Source organism: Buchnera aphidicola (Periphyllus lyropictus) (assembly GCF_024029895.1).
Lineage (GTDB): Bacteria > Pseudomonadota > Gammaproteobacteria > Enterobacterales > Enterobacteriaceae > Buchnera_J > Buchnera_J aphidicola_BA.
Genome location: NZ_CP097457.1, coordinates 42,194 through 67,647, shown reverse-complemented (window position 1 = coordinate 67,647; position 25,454 = coordinate 42,194). Strand labels below are relative to the sequence as shown.

General features: G+C 16.9%; 25 protein-coding genes, 2 tRNA genes and 1 other RNA gene. 15 read left to right on the top strand and 13 right to left on the bottom strand.

What is annotated here, in order from left to right; genetic code table 11:
• Positions 1 to 89: 89 nt before the first annotated feature.
• Entirely contained in the window at positions 90 to 1,850 is a 1,761-nt protein-coding gene (gene dnaG, locus M5J13_RS00315; RefSeq protein ID WP_252837343.1) for a DNA primase, read from the bottom strand.
• A gap of 139 nt (positions 1,851 to 1,989) precedes the next feature.
• On the bottom strand, positions 1,990 to 2,205 hold the full coding sequence (gene rpsU / locus M5J13_RS00310; protein ID WP_252837342.1) for a 30S ribosomal protein S21: 216 nt from the start codon (positions 2,203 to 2,205) through the stop codon (positions 1,990 to 1,992).
• A 107-nt stretch (positions 2,206 to 2,312) separates the two neighbouring features.
• Between rpsU and tsaD the strand changes: the two genes are divergently transcribed.
• Entirely contained in the window at positions 2,313 to 3,320 is a 1,008-nt protein-coding gene (gene tsaD, locus M5J13_RS00305) for a tRNA (adenosine(37)-N6)-threonylcarbamoyltransferase complex transferase subunit TsaD (RefSeq protein WP_252837341.1), read from the top strand.
• A gap of 283 nt (positions 3,321 to 3,603) precedes the next feature.
• Entirely contained in the window at positions 3,604 to 4,848 is a 1,245-nt protein-coding gene (locus M5J13_RS00300; protein WP_252837340.1) for a tRNA CCA-pyrophosphorylase, read from the top strand.
• Positions 4,849 to 4,954: 106 nt separating this feature from the next.
• On the opposite strand, the gene crr is transcribed toward M5J13_RS00300, so the two are convergent.
• From crr to M5J13_RS00285, 3 genes are all read right to left on the bottom strand, one after another.
• Positions 4,955 to 5,449: a PTS glucose transporter subunit IIA gene (crr, locus tag M5J13_RS00295; protein ID WP_436835303.1), complete on the bottom strand. Its 495-nt coding sequence runs from the start codon at positions 5,447 to 5,449 to the stop codon at positions 4,955 to 4,957.
• Between the two features lie 35 nt (positions 5,450 to 5,484).
• Positions 5,485 to 7,215, bottom strand: a complete 1,731-nt coding sequence (ptsI, locus tag M5J13_RS00290) for a phosphoenolpyruvate-protein phosphotransferase PtsI (protein WP_252837498.1) — start codon at positions 7,213 to 7,215, stop codon at positions 5,485 to 5,487.
• 106 nt (positions 7,216 to 7,321) lie between these two features.
• Positions 7,322 to 7,579, bottom strand: coding sequence for an HPr family phosphocarrier protein (locus tag M5J13_RS00285; RefSeq protein ID WP_252837338.1), 258 nt, complete (start codon positions 7,577 to 7,579; stop codon positions 7,322 to 7,324).
• Positions 7,580 to 7,991: 412 nt separating this feature from the next.
• Between M5J13_RS00285 and ligA the strand changes: the two genes are divergently transcribed.
• Entirely contained in the window at positions 7,992 to 10,019 is a 2,028-nt protein-coding gene (gene ligA, locus M5J13_RS00280; RefSeq protein ID WP_252837337.1) for an NAD-dependent DNA ligase LigA, read from the top strand.
• 7 nt (positions 10,020 to 10,026) lie between these two features.
• Here the strand turns inward: ligA and M5J13_RS00275 are convergent.
• Positions 10,027 to 10,099 (bottom strand) — tRNA-Lys (locus tag M5J13_RS00275).
• A 3-nt stretch (positions 10,100 to 10,102) separates the two neighbouring features.
• Positions 10,103 to 10,175: transfer RNA gene (locus tag M5J13_RS00270), tRNA-Val, on the bottom strand.
• Between the two features lie 115 nt (positions 10,176 to 10,290).
• Here M5J13_RS00270 and gltX point away from each other — a divergent pair.
• Positions 10,291 to 11,703: a glutamate--tRNA ligase gene (gene gltX, locus M5J13_RS00265; protein ID WP_252837336.1), complete on the top strand. Its 1,413-nt coding sequence runs from the start codon at positions 10,291 to 10,293 to the stop codon at positions 11,701 to 11,703.
• A 182-nt stretch (positions 11,704 to 11,885) separates the two neighbouring features.
• On the opposite strand, the gene M5J13_RS00260 is transcribed toward gltX, so the two are convergent.
• Entirely contained in the window at positions 11,886 to 12,194 is a 309-nt protein-coding gene (locus M5J13_RS00260; RefSeq protein ID WP_252837335.1) for a flagellar hook-basal body complex protein FliE, read from the bottom strand.
• 170 nt (positions 12,195 to 12,364) lie between these two features.
• Here M5J13_RS00260 and fliF point away from each other — a divergent pair, with 170 nt between their 5' ends.
• From fliF to M5J13_RS00210, 10 genes are all read left to right on the top strand, one after another.
• Positions 12,365 to 14,059 carry a flagellar basal-body MS-ring/collar protein FliF gene (gene fliF / locus M5J13_RS00255; protein ID WP_252837334.1) on the top strand — a complete coding sequence of 565 codons (1,695 nt, stop codon included), beginning with the start codon at positions 12,365 to 12,367 and terminating at the stop codon, positions 14,057 to 14,059.
• Entirely contained in the window at positions 14,052 to 15,047 is a 996-nt protein-coding gene (locus M5J13_RS00250; protein WP_252837333.1) for a FliG C-terminal domain-containing protein, read from the top strand. The genes fliF and M5J13_RS00250 overlap by 8 nt, the downstream gene beginning before the upstream one ends.
• A complete protein-coding gene (locus tag M5J13_RS00245) occupies positions 15,040 to 15,711 on the top strand; it encodes a FliH/SctL family protein (protein WP_252837332.1) in 672 nt (223 codons plus the stop codon). Before M5J13_RS00250 ends, M5J13_RS00245 begins: the two co-directional genes overlap by 8 nt.
• Positions 15,708 to 17,078: a FliI/YscN family ATPase gene (locus tag M5J13_RS00240; protein WP_252837331.1), complete on the top strand. Its 1,371-nt coding sequence runs from the start codon at positions 15,708 to 15,710 to the stop codon at positions 17,076 to 17,078. The genes M5J13_RS00245 and M5J13_RS00240 overlap by 4 nt, the downstream gene beginning before the upstream one ends.
• 29 nt (positions 17,079 to 17,107) lie before the next feature.
• The gene (locus tag M5J13_RS00235) at positions 17,108 to 17,542 is read left to right on the top strand and encodes a hypothetical protein (RefSeq protein ID WP_252837330.1); all 435 of its coding nucleotides are present in this window, start codon (positions 17,108 to 17,110) and stop codon (positions 17,540 to 17,542) included.
• Between the two features lie 161 nt (positions 17,543 to 17,703).
• Complete coding sequence (locus M5J13_RS00230) at positions 17,704 to 18,963, top strand: FliM/FliN family flagellar motor switch protein (RefSeq protein WP_252837329.1); 1,260 nt, start codon at positions 17,704 to 17,706, stop codon at positions 18,961 to 18,963.
• A gap of 54 nt (positions 18,964 to 19,017) precedes the next feature.
• On the top strand, positions 19,018 to 19,347 hold the full coding sequence (locus M5J13_RS00225; protein WP_252837328.1) for a flagellar biosynthetic protein FliO: 330 nt from the start codon (positions 19,018 to 19,020) through the stop codon (positions 19,345 to 19,347).
• A 57-nt stretch (positions 19,348 to 19,404) separates the two neighbouring features.
• The gene (gene fliP / locus M5J13_RS00220; protein WP_289846674.1) at positions 19,405 to 20,121 is read left to right on the top strand and encodes a flagellar type III secretion system pore protein FliP; all 717 of its coding nucleotides are present in this window, start codon (positions 19,405 to 19,407) and stop codon (positions 20,119 to 20,121) included.
• Between the two features lie 42 nt (positions 20,122 to 20,163).
• The gene (gene fliQ, locus M5J13_RS00215; protein WP_252837327.1) at positions 20,164 to 20,436 is read left to right on the top strand and encodes a flagellar biosynthesis protein FliQ; all 273 of its coding nucleotides are present in this window, start codon (positions 20,164 to 20,166) and stop codon (positions 20,434 to 20,436) included.
• 19 nt (positions 20,437 to 20,455) lie between these two features.
• Positions 20,456 to 21,235 (top strand): flagellar biosynthetic protein FliR, encoded by a 780-nt coding sequence (locus M5J13_RS00210; RefSeq protein WP_252837326.1) that lies wholly within the window; start codon positions 20,456 to 20,458, stop codon positions 21,233 to 21,235.
• 46 nt (positions 21,236 to 21,281) lie between these two features.
• Here the strand turns inward: M5J13_RS00210 and rpmG are convergent, their stop codons facing one another.
• The 3 genes from rpmG to ppa form a co-directional block, all read right to left on the bottom strand.
• Positions 21,282 to 21,449: a 50S ribosomal protein L33 gene (gene rpmG / locus M5J13_RS00205; RefSeq protein WP_252837325.1), complete on the bottom strand. Its 168-nt coding sequence runs from the start codon at positions 21,447 to 21,449 to the stop codon at positions 21,282 to 21,284.
• A 21-nt stretch (positions 21,450 to 21,470) separates the two neighbouring features.
• Positions 21,471 to 21,689 (bottom strand): 50S ribosomal protein L28, encoded by a 219-nt coding sequence (gene rpmB, locus M5J13_RS00200; protein ID WP_252837324.1) that lies wholly within the window; start codon positions 21,687 to 21,689, stop codon positions 21,471 to 21,473.
• A gap of 174 nt (positions 21,690 to 21,863) precedes the next feature.
• A complete protein-coding gene (ppa, locus tag M5J13_RS00195) occupies positions 21,864 to 22,400 on the bottom strand; it encodes an inorganic diphosphatase (protein WP_252837323.1) in 537 nt (178 codons plus the stop codon).
• A gap of 257 nt (positions 22,401 to 22,657) precedes the next feature.
• On the opposite strand from ppa, the gene pmbA reads away from it, so the two are divergent.
• Positions 22,658 to 24,007 (top strand): metalloprotease PmbA, encoded by a 1,350-nt coding sequence (gene pmbA, locus M5J13_RS00190; RefSeq protein ID WP_252837322.1) that lies wholly within the window; start codon positions 22,658 to 22,660, stop codon positions 24,005 to 24,007.
• Between the two features lie 136 nt (positions 24,008 to 24,143).
• On the opposite strand, the gene rnpB is transcribed toward pmbA, so the two are convergent.
• Positions 24,144 to 24,511, bottom strand: an RNA gene (gene rnpB / locus M5J13_RS00185) — RNase P RNA component class A.
• A 22-nt stretch (positions 24,512 to 24,533) separates the two neighbouring features.
• The gene (gene rsmI, locus M5J13_RS00180) at positions 24,534 to 25,394 is read right to left on the bottom strand and encodes a 16S rRNA (cytidine(1402)-2'-O)-methyltransferase (protein WP_252837321.1); all 861 of its coding nucleotides are present in this window, start codon (positions 25,392 to 25,394) and stop codon (positions 24,534 to 24,536) included.
• Positions 25,395 to 25,454 lie beyond the last annotated feature (60 nt).

The window sequence follows — 25,454 nt, the reverse complement described above, 5'->3', positions numbered from 1 at the left end:
ATAATATCCACTATTAATTTTAATTATAATAAAGTTTTTTCTAAAAATAATTTACTTATTTAAATTTAAATTATAATTAAGTCTTTTTTTTAAATTTTTTTTTGTTTTTTCATTATTTTTTTTTTTATTAACCATAATTTTATTTTTTCTTTTTTTTTTAAACCTTTTTCTTTTTCTTTTAATATTAATTTTTCCATTTTTTTTTTAAGCATTTCTATTTGTAAGTGATTAAATAGTTCTAAAAAAGTTTGTTTTACTTTTTTTTTATTAATCATATTATTCCATTTTGCTAATTTTTTTAATATTAAAAATTCTTTTTTTTTTCTATATTGTTCTAATAAAATACCTGTATTTATTTTTTTATTTTTTTTACATTTTTTAATAATGTTTAAAAAAAGCAAAATTCCTTTTTTTTTTATTTTAAATATTTTTTTATTTTTTAAAACTAATTTATATAAATGAGGATTTTGAATAATCAAACTTATTAATACTTTGATTGAATTATATTTTTTTTCTTTTTTTATTTTTAATTTTTTTTTTTTATTTATTTTTAAGATATTATTTAAGTGATATTCATCTGTAATTCCAATTTTTTCTCCTAATTTTTTATATAGAAAAAATTTATAAGTTTTACTTGGAATGGTATTAATTAAAGATAATGCATTATGAATAAAATTTTTTTTTTTTTCTATGCTAAAAATTTTATTTTTTTTTATTAATTTTTTAAATAAATATTCTGACATATATAATGCTTTTTTAATTCTTTTTTTAAAATTTTCAGTTCCTTCTTTTTTTATTATTGAATCAGGATCTTCATTTTTTGGAAGAAGAATAAATTTTATATTTCTATCTTCATATAAATATGGCAGAGATTTTATTAATGCATTCCAAGAAGCATTTTTTCCTGCTTTATCTCCATCATAACAAAAAATTATTGTTTTAGTTATGTTGAATAAAATTTTTAAATGATCTGTAGTTAATGATGTACCTAAAATAGAAATTGAATTTTTTATTTTAAATTGAGTAAGTAAAATTACATCAAAATAACCTTCAACTACAATTAAATAATTGAAATTATTTTTTTTTTTATAAATTTCATATAGTCCATAAATTTGTTTTTTTTTATGAAATATTTTTGTTTCTGGAGAATTTATATATTTTGGAAAATTTTTATTTGTTTTTAATAATCTACCTCCAAATCCATTTATTCTTCCATGTCTATCTCTAATTGGAAAGATAATTCTATTATTAAATCTATCATATTTTAAACCAGAGTAATTAATGTTAATAACTCCTGAATCTAATAAATCTTTTTTATTAAAAATTTTTTCTTGAGTATATAGTATTTTTTTTAAAGTAATAAGATTTGAATATCCTATTAAAAATAAATTTATTATTTTTTTTTTAATTCCTCTTTTTTTTATATAATTTATAATTTTTTTTGAGCTATTTCTATTAAAATTTTTATGATATATATAAGAAATATTTTTCATTATTTTATATAAACGTTTTCTTTTTTTATATTTTTTAAAAATTTTTTCATTACTTTTTTTATATGGAATATTAATATTATTTAAAATTGATAATTCTTCTATGCATTCTATAAATTTTAATCCGTTATAGTTCATTAAAAAATCAATTGCATTTCCATGTGAATTACATCCAAAACAATGATAAAATTGTTTTTCATAATTTACAATAAATGATGGTGTTTTTTCTTTATGAAAAGGACATTTGGCTTGATAATTGTTTCCTTTTTTTTTTAAAGGTATTTTAGATTTTATTAAATCTATTATGTTAGTTTTTAAAAGCAGTTCATTTATAAACAGTTTTGGAATTTTTCCAGTCATATGCCTCAAATAAGTATAATATATAAAAATATTATTTATATTACCGTTCTTATTTTAAATGAACGGTAATTTGGTATTTTTATTTTTTTTTTTTTTTATTTTTTTTTATTTTTCTTTTATTTTCATTATTATAATTTTTTTAATACATTCTTTCTCTTTTTAAATTTTCTCTACATAATTTTTTTGCTAATCTTTTTATTGCAGATGCTTTTGCTCTTTTTCTTTCTGTTGTAGGTTTTTCATAACATTCTCTTCTTCTTATTTCTGATAAAATTCCAGCTTTTTCACATGCTCTTTTAAAGCGTCTTAATGCAACATCAAATGGTTCATTTTCACGAATTTTTATTATAGGCATATTTTTTCTTAATAAGATTTTTTTGTTTTATTAATATAGAATAGTTTATCAAATTTAAACGCTTAAATCATTTATAAAAATAAATTTTTTTAAATTTTAGGTAAAATATGAAAATTTTAGGAATTGAAACATCTTGTGATGATACAGGAATTGCTGTATATGATAGTAAATATGGTTTATTAATAAATAAGTTATTTAGTCAGTCATTTATTCATAATAAGTATGGAGGAGTAGTTCCTGAAATAGCAGCTAGAGAACATGTATTAAGTATTTCTAATTTAATAAATAAAGTTTTAAAAAGTACTGATAAATTTAATATTAATAGTATTAATGCTATAGCTTATACTTCTGGACCTGGATTAGTTGGATCTTTATTAGTAGGTGCAACTTTTGGAACTGCTTTAGCTTATTCTTTAGGTATTCCTACAATTTTAGTAAATCATATGGAAGCGCATTTATTATCTGTGATGATGGAAAAAAAGTGTCCTATTTTTCCTTTTTTAGCATTATTAGTTTCAGGAAAACATACTGAATTAATTTATGCTCATAAAATAGGAAAATATACTTTATTAGGAAAATCTATAGATGATAGTGCTGGTGAAGCTTTTGATAAAATTGCTAAATATTTAAATTTAAAATATCCAGGAGGTCCTGAAATTTCAAAAATTGCTAAATTTGGAGTCTTAAATAAGTATTTTTTTCCTAGACCTATGATAAATAAAAATAATTTAAATTTTAGTTTTTCTGGTCTTAAAACTTCAGTAATTAATTTTATTAAAAAAAAAAATAATATAAATTTTCAATTTCGAGCTGATGTTTCTAATGCTTTTGAACAATCTGTTACTGATATTTTAGTTAATAAATGTGAAAAAGCTATTAAAATTACCAATATTAATCGTTTAGTAATATCTGGAGGAGTTAGTTCTAATCAAGAATTAAGAAAAAAATTAAAAAATATGATAAGAAAATATAATGGTGAAGTTTTTCTTGTTAAACCTGAATTTTGTACAGATAATGGAGCAATGATAGCATATGTTGGAATGTTAAAATATCAATGTAATGAAATTCAATCGAATTTTAATGTTATAGTAAATCCAAAATTAAAAATTTATTAAAAATTTTATTAAAATTTTATATAAAAATATTGAAAATATTATAAATTTTTATTAAAAAAAGATTATGTTATTATTTTTTTTTAAGTTTAATATTATTTTTTAATGTTTTTTTTATAACTATTTTTTAGTTAATTGGTAATTTTTATTAATTTTTTTAATAATTTAAATTTTTTTTAAATTTTAATTTATTTTTTTAAAATTAAGTAATTTTTTTTTTACTATTATAATTTTTTAAATTACGATTATTTTATATATTATTTTTTTAAATTTTTTAGGAAAATTAATGAAAATTTATTTAGTTGGAGGTGCTGTTAGAGATTTTTTGTTAAATTTACCAGTAAAAGATAGAGATTGGGTTGTTGTAGGTTCTACACCTAAAGAATTAAAAAAAAATAAATTTAAGCAAGTTGGAAAAGATTTTCCAGTTTTTTTACATCCAAAAACTTTTGAAGAATACGCTTTAGCTAGAACTGAAAAAAAATTTGGTTTTGGTTATACTGGTTTTAGTACTAATTATTCAAAAAATGTCACTTTATATGAAGATTTAATGAGAAGAGATCTTACAATAAATGCTATTGCTCAGGATAAAAATGGTAATTTTATTGATCCTTTAAACGGAAGAAGAGATATTAAATTAAGATTATTAAAACATGTTTCTAAAGCTTTTAAAGAAGATCCATTAAGAATATTAAGAACTGCTCGATTTGCTGCTCAATTTTCACATTTAGGTTTTCGTATAGAAAAAAAAACTATGGTTTTTATGAAATCTATTACAAAAACTGGAGAAATATCTTTTTTAACTTCTCATAGAATATGGAATGAAACAAAAAAAGCATTAATAACTAATTCTCCACATATTTATTTTTATGTTTTAAAAAAATGTAATGCGCTTTCTGTTCTTTTTCCAGAAATTTATCATTTATATAATATAAAATTAAATTGTGGAAATTGTTGTAATAATAATTTAGGAGATTATTTTTTATATTCATTGTCTAATTTTTCAAAAAGTAATTTTAAATTAGATATTCGTTTTTCTTTTATTTGTCAATTTTTTTTTTATTATAAGAATATATTTAGTTTTATAAAAAATAAAAAAAATTATTCTGATTTTCAAATTAATTTAGTAAAAAATATGTTAAAAAGATTAAATGTTCCTATTTATATTCAAAATTTATCTTTAATAGTTTCAGAAAATTATTTTTTATTACATAATATATTTTTTCTTAGTTCTAAAGATATAGTTATTTTGTTTGATCGTATAAATGTTTGGAGAAATCCAAATAAAGTAATTAAAATTGGAATTTTAAGTGAATATTGTATTTTTTTTAAGGAATGTAATTGTTTCTTAAAAAAATACAAAATAAGAAATTTTTTTAAGATTGTTTTTTTTATTTTAAGTGCTGTTTCAGTCAAGTTTGTTATTAAAGAAGGATTTAAAGGTTTTTATATAAAAAAGGAATTATTAAAATTAAGAACTTTATTTTTAGATATATATCGATTAAAGGTATTTTTAGTTACAAAAACCTAAAAAATTTTTTTTAATATAATTTTAATAAAATTTTAAAAATAAAATTGGTGAGTTTTTTATTTTTAAAATTTTTAAACGGCGTTTAAACGCCGTTTAGATATTTTTTTTATTTTTTATTGATATACATAATTACATTTTTTCCAGATTTTACTAGACCTTTTTTTTTTTTTTTTTTTATTTCTTCCATATTTGATATTACTATAGGAGTAATAATAGATTTTGCTTTTTTTTTTAATAATTCTAAATTTACTTTTAGAATTAATTCTCCCTTTTTTACTTTTTGGTTTTCTTTTGCATACGATCGAAATCCTTCTCCATTTAGTTTTACTGTATCTATTCCAAAATGTACAAAAATTTGAATACCTGAATATGATTCAATAGAAAAAGAATGTAGAGTTTTAAAAATTTTTCCTATAGTTCCGTCAATTGGAGAAACTATTTTATTATCTGTAGGTTTTATAGCTATTCCATCTCCTACAATTTTTTTTGAAAAAACTATATCTGGAACTTCTTCTATAGGAATAATTTTACCTGAAATTGGTGAATAAATTTTTATTTTTTTATCTAAATGAGCGTCTTTTTTTTTAAAAAAATTTGAAATAAAGCTCATTATTTTCTCCTATTTAAATTTATTATTTATGATAATAAATTTTCTTTTTTATTGAATTTTTTGATTAATTTTTTTACTTTTTTTGTAGTAGATTGTTTTAATATTTTTTTTGCTAATTTTTTAGCTTTTTTAAAATTAATTTTTCTTATTATTTTTTTAATAATTGGAATAGATACAGAACTCATACTTAATTCATCAATCCCCATTCCAATTAATAAAGCAATAGATTTTTCATTACTTGCTAATTCCCCACATATTCCAGTCCATTTACCTTCTTTATGAGAAGATTTTATAACTTTATTTATTAAATATAAAACAGATGGGCTTAAAGGTTGATAAAGATGAGAAATATAATCGTTTCCACGATCTACAGCTAATGTATATTGGGTTAAATCATTTGTTCCTATACTAAAAAAATCTACTTCTTTAGCAAGATATTTAGAAATTATAGCTGATGCTGGAGTTTCAATCATAATTCCTAATTCAATATTTTTATCAAATTTAATTTTTTTATTTTTAAATTGAATTTTTATTTTTTTTATTTGTGATTTTAAGTAACGAATTTCTTCTATTGAAATAATCATTGGAAACATTATTTTAAATTTTCCATAAGCTGAAGCTCTTAAGATGGCTTTTAATTGATCTTGTAAAATGTTAATATTATCAATTGAAATTCTAATAGCTCTCCAACCAAGAAAAGGATTTTCTTCTTTTGGAAATTTTATATAAGAGAGGTTTTTATCACCTCCAATATCCATTGTTCTTATAATAATTGTTTTTCCATTTAATTTTTTTGCAATTGATTTATAGTTTTTGAATTGTTCTTCTTCTGAAGGTAAATTATTTCTTTCCATAAATAAAAATTCTGTACGATATAGTCCTACACATTCTGCTCCATATTTTTTTAAACTAACAATGTCATTACAGTTACTTATATTAGATCCTATTTTTATTTTTTTTTTATCAATTGTTATAGCTTTAAGATTTTTAGTTAATATATTTTTTTTTTGCTTTTTTAAAAATATTTTTTCTTTTTTTTTAAATTTTTTGATATTTTTTTTTGAAGGATTAATTGTAATTTTGTTATTTATACTGTCTAATATTAAAAAATCCTGATTTTTTATTTTTTTTGTAATATTTTTAGTTCCAACAATAGCAGGTATTTCTAAAGATCTTGCTATAATTGAGGTATGTGAAGTTTTTCCTCCTAAATCTGTTATAAATCCTATAATTTTGTTTAAATTCATTTGTGTTGTTTGAGATGGAGTTAAATCTTTAACTATTAAAATTCTTTTTTTTTTAATATTATTTAAGTCAATTATTTTTATTTTTAGTATATTTTTTAATAATCTATTTCCAATATCTCTTATATCAATAGCTCTGTTTTTTAAATATTCATCTTTTAATTTTTCTAATAAATAGATTTGTTTTTTAATAATTTTTTCTACTGCATAATCAGCTTTAATTAATTTTTTCTTAATTAATGATAAAATTTCTTTTTCTAATTCTTCATCTTTTAATAAAAGTATATGACTTTTAAATATTTCAGATTTTTTTTTTCCAAATTTTTTTTTTGCTTGAATTATTATTTCTTGGATTTGTTTTTCTGATTTTTTTCTTGCTTTAAAAAATTTTTTAATTTCTTTTGAAATATTTTTTTTAGTAATTTTTTCTTTATTTATTATAATTTTTTTTTCTTTAAAAAGAAGTGCTTTTCCAAAAACAATTCCTGGTGATACTGAAATTCCTGAAATCATGACATTACCATTGAATATAATAATGATATAGTGATTAAAATAAGTTATTTTAAACAAATTTCGATTCATTAATTTAAATTTATTTATAAATAATTTTAAATATTTTTTATGTTAGTTTGCTTATTAAAATAGATAATTTTTTTATAGCTTTTTCTTCATCTGTTCCTGTAGCAGATAAAACTATCATACTTCCTTTAGATAAACCTAATGTTTGTAATTTAAATAAACTTTTTGCATTAGCTTTTTTTCCATTAGAAGAAATTGTTATATCTGATTTATATTTTTTAGCTTCTTGTACTAATTTTGCAGCAGGTCTTGTATGTAATCCATGGGGTGCTTTAATTTTTATTTTTTTTTGAAACATGTTAAAAAATTCCTTAATTTAAAAAAAATAATTTTTTATCATTTTTTTTTTTTTTTTTTTTTAGTTTTTTTTTTTTTTTTTTTTTTCATATTTTTTATTAAAAAATTATTATTTTAATAATTATTTATTACATTTTTTTTTAAACAAATAATTTGTATATTAACATCAATATTTCAATTCTTACAAAAAAATAAAAGAAATTCTTTTTTTTTATTTAAATATTAAATTTTTATTTATTTTAAAATAAAATATAAAATTAATAATATTTTTTATAAAAAATTTATTTTTATATAATATTTTTAATTAGTTTTTTAATTTAAAATTTTATATTTTTTTATTTTTTTAAAATTTTTTTTATTAAGATTTTTATGAAATAATTTAATCAAAACTTTAAATAGAACTATATAATTTTATGAAAAAAATAAAAAAAAGAATTAAAGATCTTCAAGAAATTTTAATTTATCATAATTATTTATATTTTATTTTAAATAAACCAATTATTTCTGATGATAGATATGATTATTTATTTAAAAAATTACAATTTCTTGAAAAAAAATATAAAATTAAAGAGAATAGAAATTCTCCTACAAACTTGATTGGTTTTAATATTTCAAAAAAAAATTCTTATACTAATCATTTAACTCCTATGCTTTCTTTAGAAAATACTTTTAATAAAGAAAATTTTTTTTCTTTTTATAAAAAAATTTTAAAATATCAAAAATATAATAAAATTGTATCTTTTTGTTGTGAGTTAAAATTTGATGGAATAGCTGTGAATTTAATTTATAAAAAAGGAATTTTAATAAAAGCTTTTACAAGAGGAGATGGTGAGAAAGGAGAAGATGTAACTAAAAACATTTTTTTTGTTAAAAATATACCTTTAATTTTAAAAGGAAATAATTTTCCTGAATTAATAGAAATTAGAGGTGAAGTTTTTATGTTAAAAAAAGATTTTTTAAAATTAAATCAAAATAATTTAAAATTAAATATTAATAAATTTTCTAGTGCTAGAAATTTAGCTTCAGGGTCTTTACTTCAAAAAAAATTTAATCAATTATTTCATAGAAAGTTAAGATTTGTATGTCATGGATTTGAATTATTTAATTATTTTAAAAATATTGATAGTTATTATAAAATTTTATTAAAAATCAAGAATTGGGGTTTTAAAATTAGTTCTGAAATTTTTTTGTGTTCTTCTATTAAAAATATTTTTAATTTTTATTTAAATATTAAAAAAAATAGAATGTTATTAAATTTTGATATTGATGGAATTGTTATTAAAGTAAATTCTTTAAAATTAAGAAAAAAAATAGGTTTTACTTCTAGATCTCCACGTTGGGCTATTGCATATAAATTTAAAAATAAAGGAAAAAAAACAAAATTAAAAAATGTTATATTTCAAGTTGGAAGAACTGGAATAATCACTCCAGTAGCAAAATTTTTTCCAATAAAAATATCTGGAGTTACTGTTAGAAAAGCTTCTTTATATAATAAAAGTGAAATGAATAAATTAAATTTATATGTTGGTTCTAAAGTTTATGTTTGTAGAGCTGGAGATGTAATACCTAAAATTATTCGAGTAAAAAATAAATTAAATCAAAATTCTTTAAATAAAATTTCTTTTCCATTATTTTGTCCTTCTTGTAATTCTATTTTAAAATCTTCATTAAATGGTAAACGTAATTATTGTAGTAACTATTTTTTTTGTTTAGATCAAATTAAAAAACGTTTAATTCATTTTTTTTCTAAAACTTCACTTTCAATAGATAGTTTAGGGCCAAAAATAATTAATCAATTAGTAGAAAAAAATAAGTTTTATAGTCCGATTGATTTTCTTAATTTAAATGAAAAAATTTTAAAAAGTTTAAATTATGTTGGAAATAAAACTACAAAAAAAATTTTAAATTCGTTAAATAAATTTAAATTAATAAGTTTAGATAAATTTATTTTTTCTTTCGGTATTAAAGGTGTAGGTAAAAATGTTTCAAAAAAATTAGCATTTTTTTTTAAAGACATTAATAATTTAATTTCTGCACATGAATTGGATTTTTTAAAAATTTCAGGAATAGGAAAAAAAATATCAAGAAATTTATTTTGTTTTTTTTCAAATTTTAAAAATCAAAATATAATAAAAAAATATTCTAATAGTATTTCTAAATTTTCTTTAATTAATAAACTAAAAAAAAATAAAAGAAATTCTTTTTTTTATAATAAAAAAATTTTAATTACTGGAAAATTAAAAAATTTTTCTCGAAATGAAATAATAAAAAAATTAAGATATTATGGTGTTGAAATTAAAAAAAGTGTTTCTAATAAATTAGATTTTGTTGTTCAAGGGAAAAATCCAGGAATAAATTTAATTAAATCTAAAAAATTAGGTGTTCGAATAATTAAACAAAAAAAATTTTTTAAATTTTTATATAAAAATAAAAAAATTTAATAATTTTTGGGTCGTGCAGGATTTGAACCTGCGACCAATTGATTAAAAGTCAACTGCTCTACCGACTGAGCTAACGACCCTTTTGGGTAATGACGGATTTGAACCGCCGACTTCCTCCGTGTAAGAGAGGCGCTCTACCAACTGAGCTAATCACCCTATATTTTATAAAATTTTTTAATTTATTTTTTTTTTTTTAATTTTTAAAATTTTTTACCTATTATATAATATTTTTATATAAAAATACAATTAAATTTAAAAAATAAGAGAAAAAATGTTTATAAAAACACGTTTTGCTCCTAGTCCTACAGGAGATTTACATTTTGGAAATATTAGAACAGCTTTTTATTCTTGGTTATATGCGAAACAAAATAATGGATCTTTTATATTAAGAATTGAAGATACGGATATTTCTAGGTCTAGTGATGTTTTTTCAAAAAATATTATTAAAACATTAAAATGGTTAAATTTAGATTGGAATGAAGGTCCTTATTTTCAAAGTAAAAGAATAAATGATTATCAAAAAGTTATTAATTTTATGTTAAAAAATGATTTAGCATATAAATGTTATTGTAATAGTGAAGTATTAAATACTATTAAAAAAAATCAAATATTAAAAGGAGAAAAACCTAAATATGATAAAAGGTGTAGAAGTATAAAAAAATCTTTTCAAAGTTTTAATAAATATGTTGTAAGATTTAAAAATCCTATTTCTGGAAAAGTATCTTTTAATGATTTAGTCAGAGGAAAAATTGTTTTTAATAATTCTGAATTAGATGATTTAATTATTCAGAGAGAAAATGGAATTCCAACATATAATTTTTGTGTTGTAATTGATGATATTTATTCTAATATTACTCATGTAATTAGAGGAGAAGATCATATTAATAATACTCCTCGTCAAATAAATATTTTATCTGCATTAAATGCAAAAATACCATATTATTCTCATTTATCAATGATTTTAAATACTAAAAGAAAAGTTTTATCTAAAAGAAATAATAAAATTAATATTTTAGAGTATAAAAAATTAGGATATTTACCAGAAGCAATTTTAAATTATGTTGTTCGTTTAGGATGGTCTCATGGAAATCAAGAGATTTTTAGTATAAAAGAAATGATTAATTTATTTAATTTTAAATCAATAACTAAATCTTCAAGTGTTTTTGATGAAAAAAAATTATTATGGTTAAATAAGTATTATATTAATAATTTAAAAATAAATACAAAAAATATTTTGAAAAATTTTTTTAAAAAAAAAAATATAAATTTAAAAAAAGGACCTTCTTTAGATTTAATAATTAAACATTTTTCTCCTCATTGTTATACTTTAAATGAATTATTTAATTCAATTTTTTGTTTTTATAAAAAATTAAATATTAATTATAATAAAAAATGGATTAATAATGGTGTAACAAAAAATACTGTTTTTATTTTAAAAAATTTTTATAAAGAACTTAATAAATTATTAAATTGGAATATGAATAATATTTTAAAAATTATAAAGAAATTATCTGTTATTTTAAATATTTCATTAAAAAAAATTATTTTTCCAATTAGAATTGCTTTAATTGGATCTTCTTATTCTATAAGTATTAATAAAATTATATTTTTTATGGGAAAAAAAAAATCTTTAAAAAAAATAAAAAGATTTTTAAAATATTTAAAAAAATTTTTTATAAAATAAATTTTATTTAATAATTTTTAAAAAAAAAAAAATTATTGAACAATTGAATTATTTATTTTTTTTATTTAATATGTAATTTATATAGTTTTTTTTTAAAATATTCATTTTTTTATTTCAATTTTAAAAAATTTTTTTAATCTCATACTTAAGTTTTAAGTACGAGATTAAAAAAATTATATTATTTATATTTGTATATTCATTATTTCATGATAAGCAGAAATTAATTTATTTCTAATTTGAATTGCTACTTTAAAAGAAATTTCATATTTATCTAGATTTTTTAATATTTTTTTTATTTGTTTATTATTTTTTTTTATGTAATTTTTTTGTATGTTATTTTTATTTAAATGTTCTATTTCATATAATTTTTTAAATGATTTTTGATTATATTTAAAAGAGTTTTTATTTAAAAAATTTATATTTTTATTAAAATTATTTTTGTGATATTTATTTTTTATATGAAATAAGTAGCTATTTTTATTTATAATCATTTTTTTTTCCTATAAAAATAATTTTTTAAAATATTTTTATTTTTTGATAGAATTGTTATATATAAATTATGTTTAAATAAAATTTATATTAAAAATTTTTTAATATTTTATTAATTTAAATTTTTTTATAAACTTTTTTCTTTAAAAACTTATTTAGGCAATAAAAATATATGAAAATTCCTATTATAGAGAATTTAGATCTAAATGAAAAAAATATTTTTGAAAAAATATTTTTTTATTTAAAAAAAAATATAAAAACAGTTTTTTTTATTTTATTTTTTGGATTAATTATTGTTACTTTTTTATCTTCTAGAATTCAAAGTTCTAATTATCAAATTATTTATAAAAATTTATCTTTTTCAGATAGTAAAGTTATTATTAGAAAATTAATAAATTTAAATATTCCATATAAATATTCTTTAAATTCAGGTTCTTTATTAATTCCTGAAGATAAGATTAATGAATTTCAAAATCATATTTTAAATTTTAAATCAAAAAATGATCTTCCTGGTTTTGAATTATTAGATAAAGAAAGGTTTGGAATTAGTGATTTTAATGAACAAATAAATTATCAAAGAGCTTTAGAAGGAGAATTATCAAGAACAATAGAAAAATTAAATTTTGTTCAAAGCGCAAGAGTACATATTGCTATTCCAAAAACTTCTTTTTTTTTTGATGAAGATAATTTTTCTTCAGCTTCGGTGTTTTTAAATATAAATACATATAATAAAAAACAAGATTTTGATATTTCTAATTCAATTATTGAGCTTTTATCTAATAGTATATCAAATTTACCAAAAAAAAATATTTCTATTATTAATCAATTTGGAGAATTATTAAGTAATCCTAAGAATTATTCTTATCAATGTATTGATGATAAAAATTTAAATTATATTAATTTAATTGAGAATAAATATCAAAAAAAAATAGAAAGTTTATTATTTCCAATATTTGGAAAAAATAATGTATTAGCTAGAGTAACTGCTCAAATTGATTTTAATATAAATGAAAAAATAAATGAATCTTATTGTTCTAATTTTAATAAACAAATAAATGATATTTTTTTAAATAAAAATATTGAAAATAATAATATTTTAAATTTACATCAAAATGGAAACAAAAAATATGTTACTTCTATTGTTAATTTTTTTCCTACTAAAACATTCAATTTAAATAAAAAAAATAAAATTAATCGTTTTGAATCTATTAATCTAAATTTAGATGATAAAAAACTTAAAAATTTTAATTTTAAAATTAGTAATATTTCAAAAAATTTTAATGAAAAAGATCATGAAAATTCAAGAAAAATTTTTAGTTTTGGAAAAATTAAAACTTTATCAGTTTCTATACTTATAAATGATAAAAAAAATGCTAAAGGAGAATATGTTCCTTTAAATTCTAAAGAATTACAAAATATTAAAGAATTAGTTAAAGGAGTTATAGGATTTTCTTTATATAAAGGAGATTCTATAAATATTGTTAATTATAGATTTTGTAATTCAGAATCTTCTTTACTTAAATATTCTCCTATTCATAAAAAAGAAAGTTTCAATAAAATGTTTATTTTAGTTCCTTGGTTTATTTTATTTTTTTTTGGAATATTACTGTTTACTTCTTTTTATTCTTTTAAACGTTTAACAAAAAAAATTCAAAACAGTAATTTTATTTTTATGAAATATGCTAAAAAATATTTTACAAATATAAATTTAATTGAGAATAAATTAGAAGAAAAATATATAAAAGAAAACAAAGAAACTATTTATAAAAATAAAAAATTTAAAGAAAAAGTTCCTGATTTTTTTAAAAATGATCCAGAAATATCAGCTATGATTATTAGAAAATGGATTAATAAAAATAATGATTAGTAAAAATGGTTTAAGAAAAAGTATAATATTATTAATGTCAATGAGTGAAAATGAAGTTTTATTGATTTTAAAACATTTAACAACTTATGAAATTAAAGAAATTATTAATTTTATGATAATAAATGAAAAAATTTTCGTTTCAGATACAAAAAATGTCTTAAATGAATATAATAAAATTTATAAAAAATATTTAGATAATAATTTTTTAAAAAAAGATCATTTAACTTCATTATTAATAAATTCTTTTGGAGAAAAAAATAAAAAAGAATTTTTAAATTATTCTAAAAATATAAAAATTAATAAAAAAATTATTCAAACTTTTAATTTAATAAATCCTAATAAAATAGGATTTTTAATTAAAAATGAACATCCTCAAATTATTTCTATGATTTTAATTTGTTTAAATTATTCTCAATCTTCAAAAATATTATTAACTTTTGATAAAGATATGAGAAATGAAATAATTTATAGAATTTCAAATTATAATGGTATTGAATTATTTGGATTAGTTAAATTTAATAAAATAATGAAAGATATTTTAAAAAAATTTAATAATATAATATTAAAAAAATCTGGATATAAAATTTCTGCAAAAATTTTAAACTATTTAGATATAAAAGAAAAAAATTCTTTATTAAAAAATATTTTTAATAAAAATAAAAATTTAGCTTGTAAAATTATAAAAAATATGTTTTCTTTAAACGATATTTTAGATTTAAGTGATCAAGATATAAAAATTTTTTTAAAAAATATAAATTTAAAAAAATTATCAATTTCTTTAATTCAATCAAATAATTTATTAAAAGAAAAAATTTTTCAAAATATTTCTAAAAAAAATGCAAAAAAAATTTTATATTATTTAAACGATAATATTCAATATTCAATAGAAGACATTAATTCATCTAGAAAATATGTTTTAAAATTTTTAATTAAAATTTTTAAGAAAAAATTTTCTTTAGTAAAAAAATTAGGAAATTTAAATGTCTGATTCTGATTTTAAAAAAAAATGGAAATTATGGAATCCTAAAAAATTGTTAAAGGATCAAGACAAATTAAAAATAAAAAATTCAGATTTAAATTTAAATAAAAATTTATTTTATAATTTAAAAAAAAATAAATATAAAAATAAGTTTTTAAAAAAAAATAAATATTTTAAAAAAAATAAAGAATTGTTAGAAAAATCATTTAAAAAAAAAAAAATTCAAAAAAAATTTTTAAAATATTTAAAAATTAAAAAAAAAAATCAATATATATTAAGAAAAATTTTGTCTGAATTTAAATTATCTTTAGATTTATTAGATTCTAATATATCTAAAAAAATTGCATGTATTTCTTTAAAAATTGCAGCTCGTATTATTAAAAGTCAACCAGTTATTAAGAAATCTATATTATTATTTAATGTTAAGAAAATTTTAAGAGATAATTTTGATGGATTAAGAAAAATAAAATTATTTATACATAAAGAAGATAAAAAATTAATATCTAAAACTTTTAAAAAAATTTTATTACAATATAATTGTAAAATTATAATTGATAATTCAGTTCTTCCTGGAGGATGTAGAATTTCTTTTAATAAAAGTTTTTTTAATGCTAATATTCCTTTTTCTTGGAACGAAATGTGTAAATTACTTTTTTTAGAGGATTATTTATGAATAAAAAAATAAATAATTGGTTAAAAAATATTAATAATATTTATAAAAATTTAAAAAAATTTCCAAAAATTATTCATCATGGAATATTAGTTAAAGTTACTGGTTTATTATTAGAAGTTCAAGGTTTAGTTTTACCTATAGGATCAATATGTTATATTGAACGTTATGTTGATAATGATATTTTAGAAGCTCAAGGTGAGGTAATTAATTTTAAAAAAAATAAATTATTTGTAATAGTTTTTTGTGATAATTATGGATTTTATCCAGGAGCAAGAGTTTATTCTAAAAATAAGGGATATAAAAATAATTTTAATTGTTTATATAAAATTCCTCTTGGAAAATCATTATTAGGAAGAGTATTAAATGGATTAGGGCAACCTTTAGATGGAAGATTACTTAAATCTTCTATAAAATATTATAATTTAATTTCTAAAAATTTTATTAATCCTATGAATAGATTTCCTATTTCAGATGTTTTTGATGTAGGAATTCGATCTATAAATGCTTTACTTACTATTGGGGTTGGTCAAAGAATAGGAATTTTTTCTCAAGCTGGTTTAGGAAAAAGTTTTTTATTAGGAATGATTGCTAAATATAGTAAAGTAGATATTGTGGTAATTGGATTAATTGGAGAACGAGGAAGAGAAATAAAAGAATTTATAGAAAATATTCTAGGAAAAAAAGGTTTATTAAGAGCAATAGTAATAGCTTCACCTTCTAATTCTTCAGCTTTATTAAAAATAAAAGGTGCAGAATATGCAACTAGAGTTGCTGAATATTTTAGAGATTTAAATTTTAAAGTTTTATTAATAATTGATTCATTAACTCGATATATTTTATCTCAAAGAGAAGTTAGTTTGTCATGTGGAGAATTTCCTTCATTAAATGGTTATCCAACTTCTGTTTTTTCTAAAATTTCTAATTTATTAGAACGTTCAGGTAATGGAAAAAGTAAAAATAGTGGTTCAATTACAGCTTTTTACACTATTTTAACAGATATAAATGAAAATTTAGATTTTATTTCTAATTTTGTGAAATCTATTTTAGATGGTCATATTATTTTATCTAAAAATTATTTTAATGAAGGTATTTTTCCTGCAATTGATATTTCTTCTTCTATGAGTCGAGTTATGTCTAATATAGTTACTCCTTTTCATTATAAATTAAGTATTCTTTTTAAGAAATATTTATTTTCTTTAAAGAAAAATAAAGATTTATTAAGTGTTGGAGTATATGTTCGAGGAAATAATTTAATTTTAGATAAATCTTTAAAAATTCAAAATTATTTAAAAAAATTTTTAAAACAGGATATTAATATTAATTATGATTTTAAAAAATCTATTCAACATTTAAAAAAAATATTTTAAAAATATTTTTTTAATTTTATAAAAATTTTATGAAAAATTTTAATTTTTTTAAGTTATTAATTAAGATAAATAAATGTAATGAAATTAAAAAAAAAAATTATTTAAAAAAATTGTTAAAAAAAAAAAAAAAAATTAAAAATAAATTGATTTTTTTAAAAAAAATTCAATTTAAAAATGCATATCAAAATAATATTTTTTTAAATAATAAAACTAATTTTTTTTATTTAAATTATTTTAATAATTTTTTTAAATTTATGAAAAAAAAAATCATAAATTATAATAAAAAAAAAGATATTGTTTTAATGAAAATAAAAAAAAATACTAAAAAATTAATTAATATTCAAAAAAATTACAAAAAATTTGATATATTATATAAAAAATTATCTTTTAAAGATTTATATAAAAAAAATTTTTTTATAAAAAAAAAATTAGAACAATTAATTAATTTATTTTATTTTTTATAATTTAAAAAATTTTTTTGATAAAAATTATAAAAATATAAAATTTTTTTATTTTTTATATTTTATTTTTTATAGTTAATTTTAATTCATTAAATTAAATTTTCTAAAAAATATATTTTAAATTATTTTTTATTTATATAATTTTATATCAAAAAGGTGTTAAAATGAAAAAAATAAATTTTTTTAAAAAAGAGAATAAAAATATAAAATATAATTTATTAAAAAAAATTAATAAAAATTTTTCTTATACTTTAGAAAAATTTTTTTTTAAAAAAATGAATTTTTTAATTAAAGTAAAAAATTTAGATATATTTTGTTGTAAATTTTCTTTTTTAAAAAAATATTTTAATCAATCTATTAGTTATATTACAGTAAAATTTTTTCCTACTTCTGATTACTTTTATTTTATTATTCCAAATGTTTTTATTTTTGAAATAATAGAAAATGTTTTTGGGGGAAATAATTTATTTATAAATAAAAAAAATGATATAAACAATAATTTTTTTTTAAATAAATTTGTATTAAAAGATTTTTTTAGTAAATTTATTAAATTATATTTACTTTCATGGAGTAAAGTTTGTTTATTAGAAATAAATATAATTCATGATCTTCAATTTTCTTTTTTTTCTAATTACTTAGTTTCAAATATGAGTAATTCATATATTATTTCTAGTTTTTTTTTTAAATTTAAAAATATTTTTAATAAATTTTATATTTTAATTCCTTATAATTTGAAAAATAAAATAAATATATTATTATATAAAAAAAATAAAACAAATATAATAAATATTATAAAAAAAATAAAATATACTATTATTGTTAAATCAAGAGAATGTAATTGTACATTAAAAAATATTTTAAATATAAAAAAAAATAATGTAATTCCTATAAATAATCCAAAAAAAATAGTTGTTTATATTAATAATATACCTTTAATTAATGGAAATTATAAAATTCTTGATAATAAATCAATAATATTGTTTAAAAAAAAAATTTCAAAAAAAATTTTTTTTAAAAAAATTATAGGATTATTATTAATGCATAACAAAATTAATAAAAATAAAAATATTTTAAAAAAAACTGATGTTAATATTAAAGATATTAATTATTTTGATAAAACATTAGATAAAAAAAATTTAAAAATAGATGTTCCTAAAATAAATGTTAAAGATGATTTTTTATTTAAAGATATAGATATAATTTCAAAAATTCCAATAAAAATTACTATTGAATTAAGTTCTTTAAAAATAAAAATAGAAGATTTATTAAAAATTAAAAAAAATTCTACTATTATTTTAAATAATTTTTCTGGAAAATTATTAAATGTTTTTATTAATAATTTTTTGATTGCTAAAGGAGAAATAGTATTTTATAAAAAAAAATATGGAATTAGAATAATAAAAGTTATTAATTCTAAAAAATAATATATTTTTAGTATTAATATATTGATATAAAAACCAATTTTAAAAAGTGTATTTATGAACAATTATTTTTTATCTATATATAATTATTTTTCATTAAATAATATAAAAAATAATAATTTTTTTTATATATTTTTTATACTATTATTAATTTTTATAATAATTAAAATTTTTTTTTTATATAATAAAAAAAATTCTTCTGATTTAAAAATTAAATCAATTATTTTTGTTGATTCAAATACTAAAATAATTATTTTAAATGTTAATAAAGTAAAATTAGTACTTGGAATTACTTCAGAAAAAATAGTAAAATTACATACATTTACTACTAAAAAAAAAAAAAATTTAAATAATAAAAAAAATAAAATTAAATATTCAATAAAATAAAATTTTTACATACATTTAAAGAGTTAAAATAAAATTATGATATTTCGATTGTTTTTTATGTTTTTTTTAACATTTTTTTCTATAAATGCTGAAGCAAAAAATATATTTAATTTTGATGATCTTTTTCATAAAAATATTAATTCTTTAGAATTTTCTTCAGCTTTTCAAATTTTTATTTTTTTATCTTTTTTGACATTTATACCTATTATAATTTTAATGATGACGTGTTTTACTCGTATTATTATAGTGTTTGGTTTGTTAAGGAACGCAATGGGTACACCTTATGTACCTCCAAATCAAATTTTGCTTGGTTTATCTTTATTTTTAACTTTTTTTATTATGGAACCATATTTAAATAAAATTTATAATAATGCTTATGTTCCTTTTGACGAAAATAAAATAAATTTTAAAACAGCAATAAATAAAACTTTAAATCCATTAAAAGAGTTTATGTTTAATCAAACGAAAAGAAAAGATTTATTAGTTTTTTCAAAATTAGCTCATTTAAATTTTTCATATAAAAAAGAAGATATATCTTTTCGTGTATTAATTCCTGCTTTTATGACAAGTGAATTAAAAACTGCTTTTAAAATTGGATTTTCAATTTTTATTCCATTTCTAATTATCGATTTATTAGTTTCAAGTATTTTAATGTCTTTAGGAATGATGATGGTACCTCCATCAACTGTTTCACTTCCTTTAAAATTAATTATTTTTGTTTTATCAGATGGTTGGAAATTGTTAATTACTTCTTTATCTCGTAGTTTTCATTAATATAAATTTTTTATTGAAAAATTTTTTAATTAGGGTTTATTTATGAATATAAATTTTTTACAAAAGATTTTTTTTGATGCTAGTAAAACATTATTAATGTTATCATCTCCAATTTTGTTATCTGTTTTATTAAGTGGATTAGTTATTAGTATATTTCAAGCAGCTACTCAAATTAATGAACAAACTTTGTCATTTATACCAAAAGTAATTTCTGTTCTTTTTGTCTTGTTTTTTTTAGGTCCTTGGATGTTACGTATTATTATTAATTATATTGATAATTTATTTAATAATATGCCTTTAATTATAGGTTCATAAAATTTATGGTATTAAATAGATGAATATTATTTCTCAAAATATAAATTTTTACATATTAATTTTTTTTTTTATTTTTTTAAGAATTTATTTTATTTTATTTACTATACCAATATTTAATAGTAATTATTTTAATTTACAATTAAGAATTGTATTATCTTTTTTTTTTTGTTTTATTGTAATTAATTTTTATTCAGTAGATTTTTTTTCCTTAAATCTTTTAAATTTTTTAAAGATAATTTTTGAACAAATATTTATAGGAATAATAATTGGTTTTTCTATTAATTTAATATTTTCTATTTCAAATATAGCTGGAGAAATTTTTGGATCACAAACTGGTCTTTCATTTTCTAATTTCTTTGATATGAATACTTCTTCAAATTTTCCAATTGTATCTCGTTTTTTAAATTTTTTAATATTTTATTTATTTTTATCAATAGATGGTCATTTATGGATTATTCATACTATTGTTCAGAGTTTTAATTATATTCCTATAAATATAAAGTTTTTTGATTTTAGAGTTCTTTTTTTAATTTCGTCTTATTTTAGTTTTGTTTTTATTAGTGGAATACATATTATTTTACCTATTATTGTTATTTTATTATCATTAAATTTAGCTTTATGTTTTTTAAATAAATTTTTTCCTCAATTATCTATATTTTCTATTGGTTTTTCTATAATAACTTTTGCTGGAATGATTTCTTTTTATTTTTTAACTTTTTTTATTATTTCTTATTTAGATACATATTTTTATAAAAATTATTCATCATTATTAAAAATTTTTTATAAAATTGAAAATTAATTTTTTTTATATTAATTTTGTTTTTAAAAAATTTTTTAAAAGATTTTTATCTAATTTTATATTCTTTATATATTGCTTTTTTTCTTGCTATAGGATCATATTTTTTTAATTCTAATTTTTTATTTTTATCGCTTTTATTTTTTGTTGTAGTGTAATAATGTCCAGTTTTTAAAGAAGATATTAATTTTATTTTTATTCTTAAATTTTTTGCCATTTTTTTTTTTCCTTTTTTTTTTTATTTTATATTTTTTAATACGTTTTCAATTCCTTTTTTATTAATTAATCTTATTCCTTTAGTTGAAAGTTTTAATTTTATAAATTTTTTTTCTTTTTTTATCCAAAATTTATGGGTTTTTAAATTTATTTTAAATTTTCTTTTTGTTGCATTTAAAGCATGAGATCTATTATTTCCAAAAATTGTTTTTTTTCCAGTAATTTTACATTTTCTAGACATTATTTTTACCTTTTAATATATTTATTAATATTTTATATTTTTTTAAATTTTAGTAAATATATTAATTTAAATAAATATATTTTTTAATGAAAAAAATCACCAATAAATTTAAAAAATAATATTTTATAAAAAATTTATTTTTTAGAAACTATTATTTTTATTTTTTTAATTCTTTTATTTTTTTTTTTTTTTATATCTTTTAATTGATTTTATTATTTCTTTTTTAGATTCATTAGAATTTTTCCATTTTAATATTTCAGTCCATTTTTTTTTTTCTAATTTTTTATAATATTTAAAGAAATGTGAAATATTTTTTAATATATTTTTAGGTAAATCTTGAATATCATTAACTAATTTATATTCCTTACAAATTTTTTTTGTTGGAACACATATGATTTTATAATCTATACCAGATTCATCTTTCATATTTAACATTCCTATTGGTTTACATTGAATAATAGAATAAGGAATTAATGGATAAGGTGTTATTACTAATGCATCTAATGGATCTCCATCTAAAGATAAAGTTTTATTAATAAATCCATAATTACATGGATAAAACATAGAAGTTGGAATTATTCTATCTACCATAAGTAATTTATTTTTTTTATTTATTTCGTATTTAATAGGTTTAGAATGAGCTTGAATTTCTATTATTACGTATACGTCGTTAGGAACATTTTTTCCTGGTTTTATTTTTTTTAAATTCATATTATTTTTCTTATAAAATAAAGAGAGTTATTTTTAAAAATTTTTTATGTTTAATTATTATATGTGAAGTAAATTATTATCACAATATTTTAAAAATTATATTTTAAATATATAATTTTTTAAAAAATTTTTATAACTTTTTATTTATATTTACATTTTAATTTTAAATTTTTTTAATATTTGAAAAATATTAAAAAAAAAATTACAATAAGAAAACAAAATTAGTTATTTTTTTATATATATTAAAAGAGTCGAAAATGTATGAGATAAAAGAAATACTTAAACAAGAACTTTTTTTAAAAAAAGTTCTTTTAAAATCTTTATCTATGGTAAATAAATTAGTAGATGAATCTTTTATTTTTATTAGAAAAAATTATAATAAAAGTATGACTGTAAGAAACGGAAAAATTGAATATATAGAATTTAATAATGATATTTTTTTTTCTATAGTTGTATATTCTAATTTTAAAAAAGGTTCTGCTTCATCTACGGATTTAAATATTAATTCTATTAAAAAAACTATTTTTTCAGCTATAGAAATTTCTAAATATACTTCTTCAGATAAATATTCTGGTTTACCTGATTTTGATCTTGCTAATTATAAAACTGTTGACTTAGATCTTTTTCATCCTTCTTATATAAATTTTAAAGAGAGTTTTGAATTAGCATATAGTTGTGAAAAATATGCTTTAGATTTTAGTGAGAAAATTGTTAATACTGAAGGTAGTTGTTTTTCTAGTCAAAATAGTATTATTGCTTTTGGAAATACAAAAGGAATTTTAGAAACGTATAAATCTAGTCAATATTTTTTATCAACTTGTGTTATTGCTCAAGATAAAAATTCAAATAAAAAGGAAAGAGATGAATATTATTCTATTTCAAGAAAATTAGATTGTTTAAGTTCTCCTAAATATATAGGAAGGAAGTGTTCTAGAAAAACTTTAATGAAATTAAATCCAGTAAAAATTATAAGTAAAATTTATTCTATAATTTTAACTTCAGACGTTTCTTTTAGTATTTTTCGTTCTTTATCAAAAGCTATTTCTGGTTATGAAGTATATAAAAATTCTACTTTTTTAAGAAATAGTTTAAATAAATTAATTTTTCCAAATTGGTTAAGTATTTATGAAGATCCTCATATCAAAAGAGGAATAGGTTCATTACCTTTTGATAATGAAGGAACTTTAACTCTTCCTCGTTTTATTGTTAAAGATGGAGTTTTAAAAACTTGGTTGTTAGACTCTTATTCTTCTAGAAAATTAAATTTAAAAAATACAGGTCATTCTGGAGGTATTTATAATTGGAAATTAATACAAAAATATAATATTTCTTTTCATAGTTTACTAAAAAAAATGAATACTGGTTTAGTAATAACAGATTTTATGGGAGATGGAATAAATATTGTTAATGGAGATTATTCTAGAGGAGCTTCTGGATATTTTATAAAAAATGGAATTTTTAAATACGCTGTAAGCGAAATTACTCTTTCTGGTAATTTATTTGAAATTTATAAAAATATTTCTGCAATTAGTAATGATTATGATATTAGACAAAATATACAATGCGGTTCTATTCTTATTTCAAATATGATCGTTTCTGGAGTTTAATTATTTTTTTTTAGATTTTTTTTTTTTTTTATTTTTTTTCTTTTTTCTTTTTTTTTTAAAATGATATTATTAAATAAATTCTGTTTTAAAATATTTTATAAATTTTTTATAAAAATTTTATATTTAAAAAAAAAACAAATGAAGTTGACCTATAAGCCGGATTCTGTATTAGACAATCATTAATCTTGACTAAAAATTACTTTTTAGTTCTAGCAGCTTACCCAGGTTTAAGTATGGACAATACTATTTTACCTATATTTAGCTTTGCTCCAGACGGAGTTTACCTATGCTATAACTGTCTCCAATTATACGGTGTGCTTTTACCACACCTTTTCACCCTTACCTTTTATTTATAAAAATTTTTCTATTTTTATTTTTAGGCGGTTATTTTCTGTGGCACTATTCGTAGATTTTCATCTCCCAGATGTTATCTGGCGTCTTGTCCTTTTGGAGTCCGGACTTTCCTCTCTTAAAATTTTTCAGAGCGATTGTCTGGTCAACTTCATTATAAATATTATAATAATTTTTATTTTTTGTCATTATTTTGTTTTTTTAAAAGGTATTTATATAAGCTATTTTTTTTAATATTATAAATTTTTGAAGTTACTAATGCTGTTTTTGTTAAAGATAATAAAGGTTTTAAAATATATAAAGTTTTTTTTATTTTTTTAGATATTTTCTTTTTTTTTTTATTTTTATAACCAGAAATTATTAAAACTATTTCTCCTTTACAAATTAAAGAATTATTTTTATATTTTTTAAAGAAATAATATGCTGTTTGAAGTTTTATTGATTCCCAATATTTTGTTAATTCTCTAGCTAATGTCATTTTTCTTAAAGGTCCTAATTTCTCTACAATATTTTTTAAACTTTTTTTAATTCTATGAGGAGATTCATAAAAAATAATTGTTCTTTTTTCAAATTTTATTTTTTTTATTGTATTACATCTTTTTTTTTCTTGAGAAGGTAAAAAACCTTCGAAACAAAATTTATTAGATGGTATTCCTGATGCACTTAATGCTGTAATAGCAGCACAAGCTCCAGGTAAAGGAACTACTTTTATTTTTTTTTTGTGACATTTTTTTACTAAAATAAATCCTGGGTCATTTATAGTAGGAGTTCCAGCATTTGAAATTAATGCAATATTTTTATTTTTAAGTTTTTTTATAATTAAATTTGTATTTTTATGTTCATTATATTTATGAAAAGAAATAATTTTTTTTTTAATATTAAATTTATTTAATAGTTTTAACGTTATTTTATAGTTTTCAGAAGCAATATAATCAATTTTATTTAATACTTTTATAGCTCTATAAGTAATATCTTTCATGTTTCCTATTGGAGTAGGAACAATAAAAAGTTTTCCATTTTTTTTTTTTTTTTTCATTATTTTCTTTTTTTTTTATTTTTATAATCTAATTTTTTTAAAAAAATTATATCATATTTT

What these genes read in the sequence shown, in the direction of transcription:
- rpmB (WP_252837324.1), bottom strand. Translation starts at nt 21,689, where the DNA reads ATGTCTAGAAAATGTAAAATTACTGGAAAAAAAACAATTTTTGGAAAT.
- ligA (WP_252837337.1), top strand. Translation starts at nt 7,992, where the DNA reads ATGAAAAAAATAAAAAAAAGAATTAAAGATCTTCAAGAAATTTTAATT.
- M5J13_RS00230 (WP_252837329.1), top strand. Translation starts at nt 17,704, where the DNA reads ATGAAAAAAATAAATTTTTTTAAAAAAGAGAATAAAAATATAAAATAT.
- M5J13_RS00250 (WP_252837333.1), top strand. Translation starts at nt 14,052, where the DNA reads ATGATTAGTAAAAATGGTTTAAGAAAAAGTATAATATTATTAATGTCA.
- M5J13_RS00245 (WP_252837332.1), top strand. Translation starts at nt 15,040, where the DNA reads ATGTCTGATTCTGATTTTAAAAAAAAATGGAAATTATGGAATCCTAAA.
- fliP (WP_289846674.1), top strand. Translation starts at nt 19,405, where the DNA reads ATGTTTTTTTTAACATTTTTTTCTATAAATGCTGAAGCAAAAAATATA.
- rsmI (WP_252837321.1), bottom strand. Translation starts at nt 25,394, where the DNA reads ATGAAAAAAAAAAAAAAAAATGGAAAACTTTTTATTGTTCCTACTCCA.
- fliQ (WP_252837327.1), top strand. Translation starts at nt 20,164, where the DNA reads ATGAATATAAATTTTTTACAAAAGATTTTTTTTGATGCTAGTAAAACA.
- M5J13_RS00235 (WP_252837330.1), top strand. Translation starts at nt 17,108, where the DNA reads ATGAAAAATTTTAATTTTTTTAAGTTATTAATTAAGATAAATAAATGT.
- M5J13_RS00225 (WP_252837328.1), top strand. Translation starts at nt 19,018, where the DNA reads ATGAACAATTATTTTTTATCTATATATAATTATTTTTCATTAAATAAT.
- ptsI (WP_252837498.1), bottom strand. Translation starts at nt 7,215, where the DNA reads ATGATTTCAGGAATTTCAGTATCACCAGGAATTGTTTTTGGAAAAGCA.
- pmbA (WP_252837322.1), top strand. Translation starts at nt 22,658, where the DNA reads ATGTATGAGATAAAAGAAATACTTAAACAAGAACTTTTTTTAAAAAAA.
- M5J13_RS00260 (WP_252837335.1), bottom strand. Translation starts at nt 12,194, where the DNA reads ATGATTATAAATAAAAATAGCTACTTATTTCATATAAAAAATAAATAT.
- M5J13_RS00240 (WP_252837331.1), top strand. Translation starts at nt 15,708, where the DNA reads ATGAATAAAAAAATAAATAATTGGTTAAAAAATATTAATAATATTTAT.
- fliF (WP_252837334.1), top strand. Translation starts at nt 12,365, where the DNA reads ATGAAAATTCCTATTATAGAGAATTTAGATCTAAATGAAAAAAATATT.
- rpmG (WP_252837325.1), bottom strand. Translation starts at nt 21,449, where the DNA reads ATGGCAAAAAATTTAAGAATAAAAATAAAATTAATATCTTCTTTAAAA.
- M5J13_RS00300 (WP_252837340.1), top strand. Translation starts at nt 3,604, where the DNA reads ATGAAAATTTATTTAGTTGGAGGTGCTGTTAGAGATTTTTTGTTAAAT.
- rpsU (WP_252837342.1), bottom strand. Translation starts at nt 2,205, where the DNA reads ATGCCTATAATAAAAATTCGTGAAAATGAACCATTTGATGTTGCATTA.
- M5J13_RS00210 (WP_252837326.1), top strand. Translation starts at nt 20,456, where the DNA reads ATGAATATTATTTCTCAAAATATAAATTTTTACATATTAATTTTTTTT.
- dnaG (WP_252837343.1), bottom strand. Translation starts at nt 1,850, where the DNA reads ATGACTGGAAAAATTCCAAAACTGTTTATAAATGAACTGCTTTTAAAA.
- gltX (WP_252837336.1), top strand. Translation starts at nt 10,291, where the DNA reads ATGTTTATAAAAACACGTTTTGCTCCTAGTCCTACAGGAGATTTACAT.
- M5J13_RS00285 (WP_252837338.1), bottom strand. Translation starts at nt 7,579, where the DNA reads ATGTTTCAAAAAAAAATAAAAATTAAAGCACCCCATGGATTACATACA.
- tsaD (WP_252837341.1), top strand. Translation starts at nt 2,313, where the DNA reads ATGAAAATTTTAGGAATTGAAACATCTTGTGATGATACAGGAATTGCT.
- ppa (WP_252837323.1), bottom strand. Translation starts at nt 22,400, where the DNA reads ATGAATTTAAAAAAAATAAAACCAGGAAAAAATGTTCCTAACGACGTA.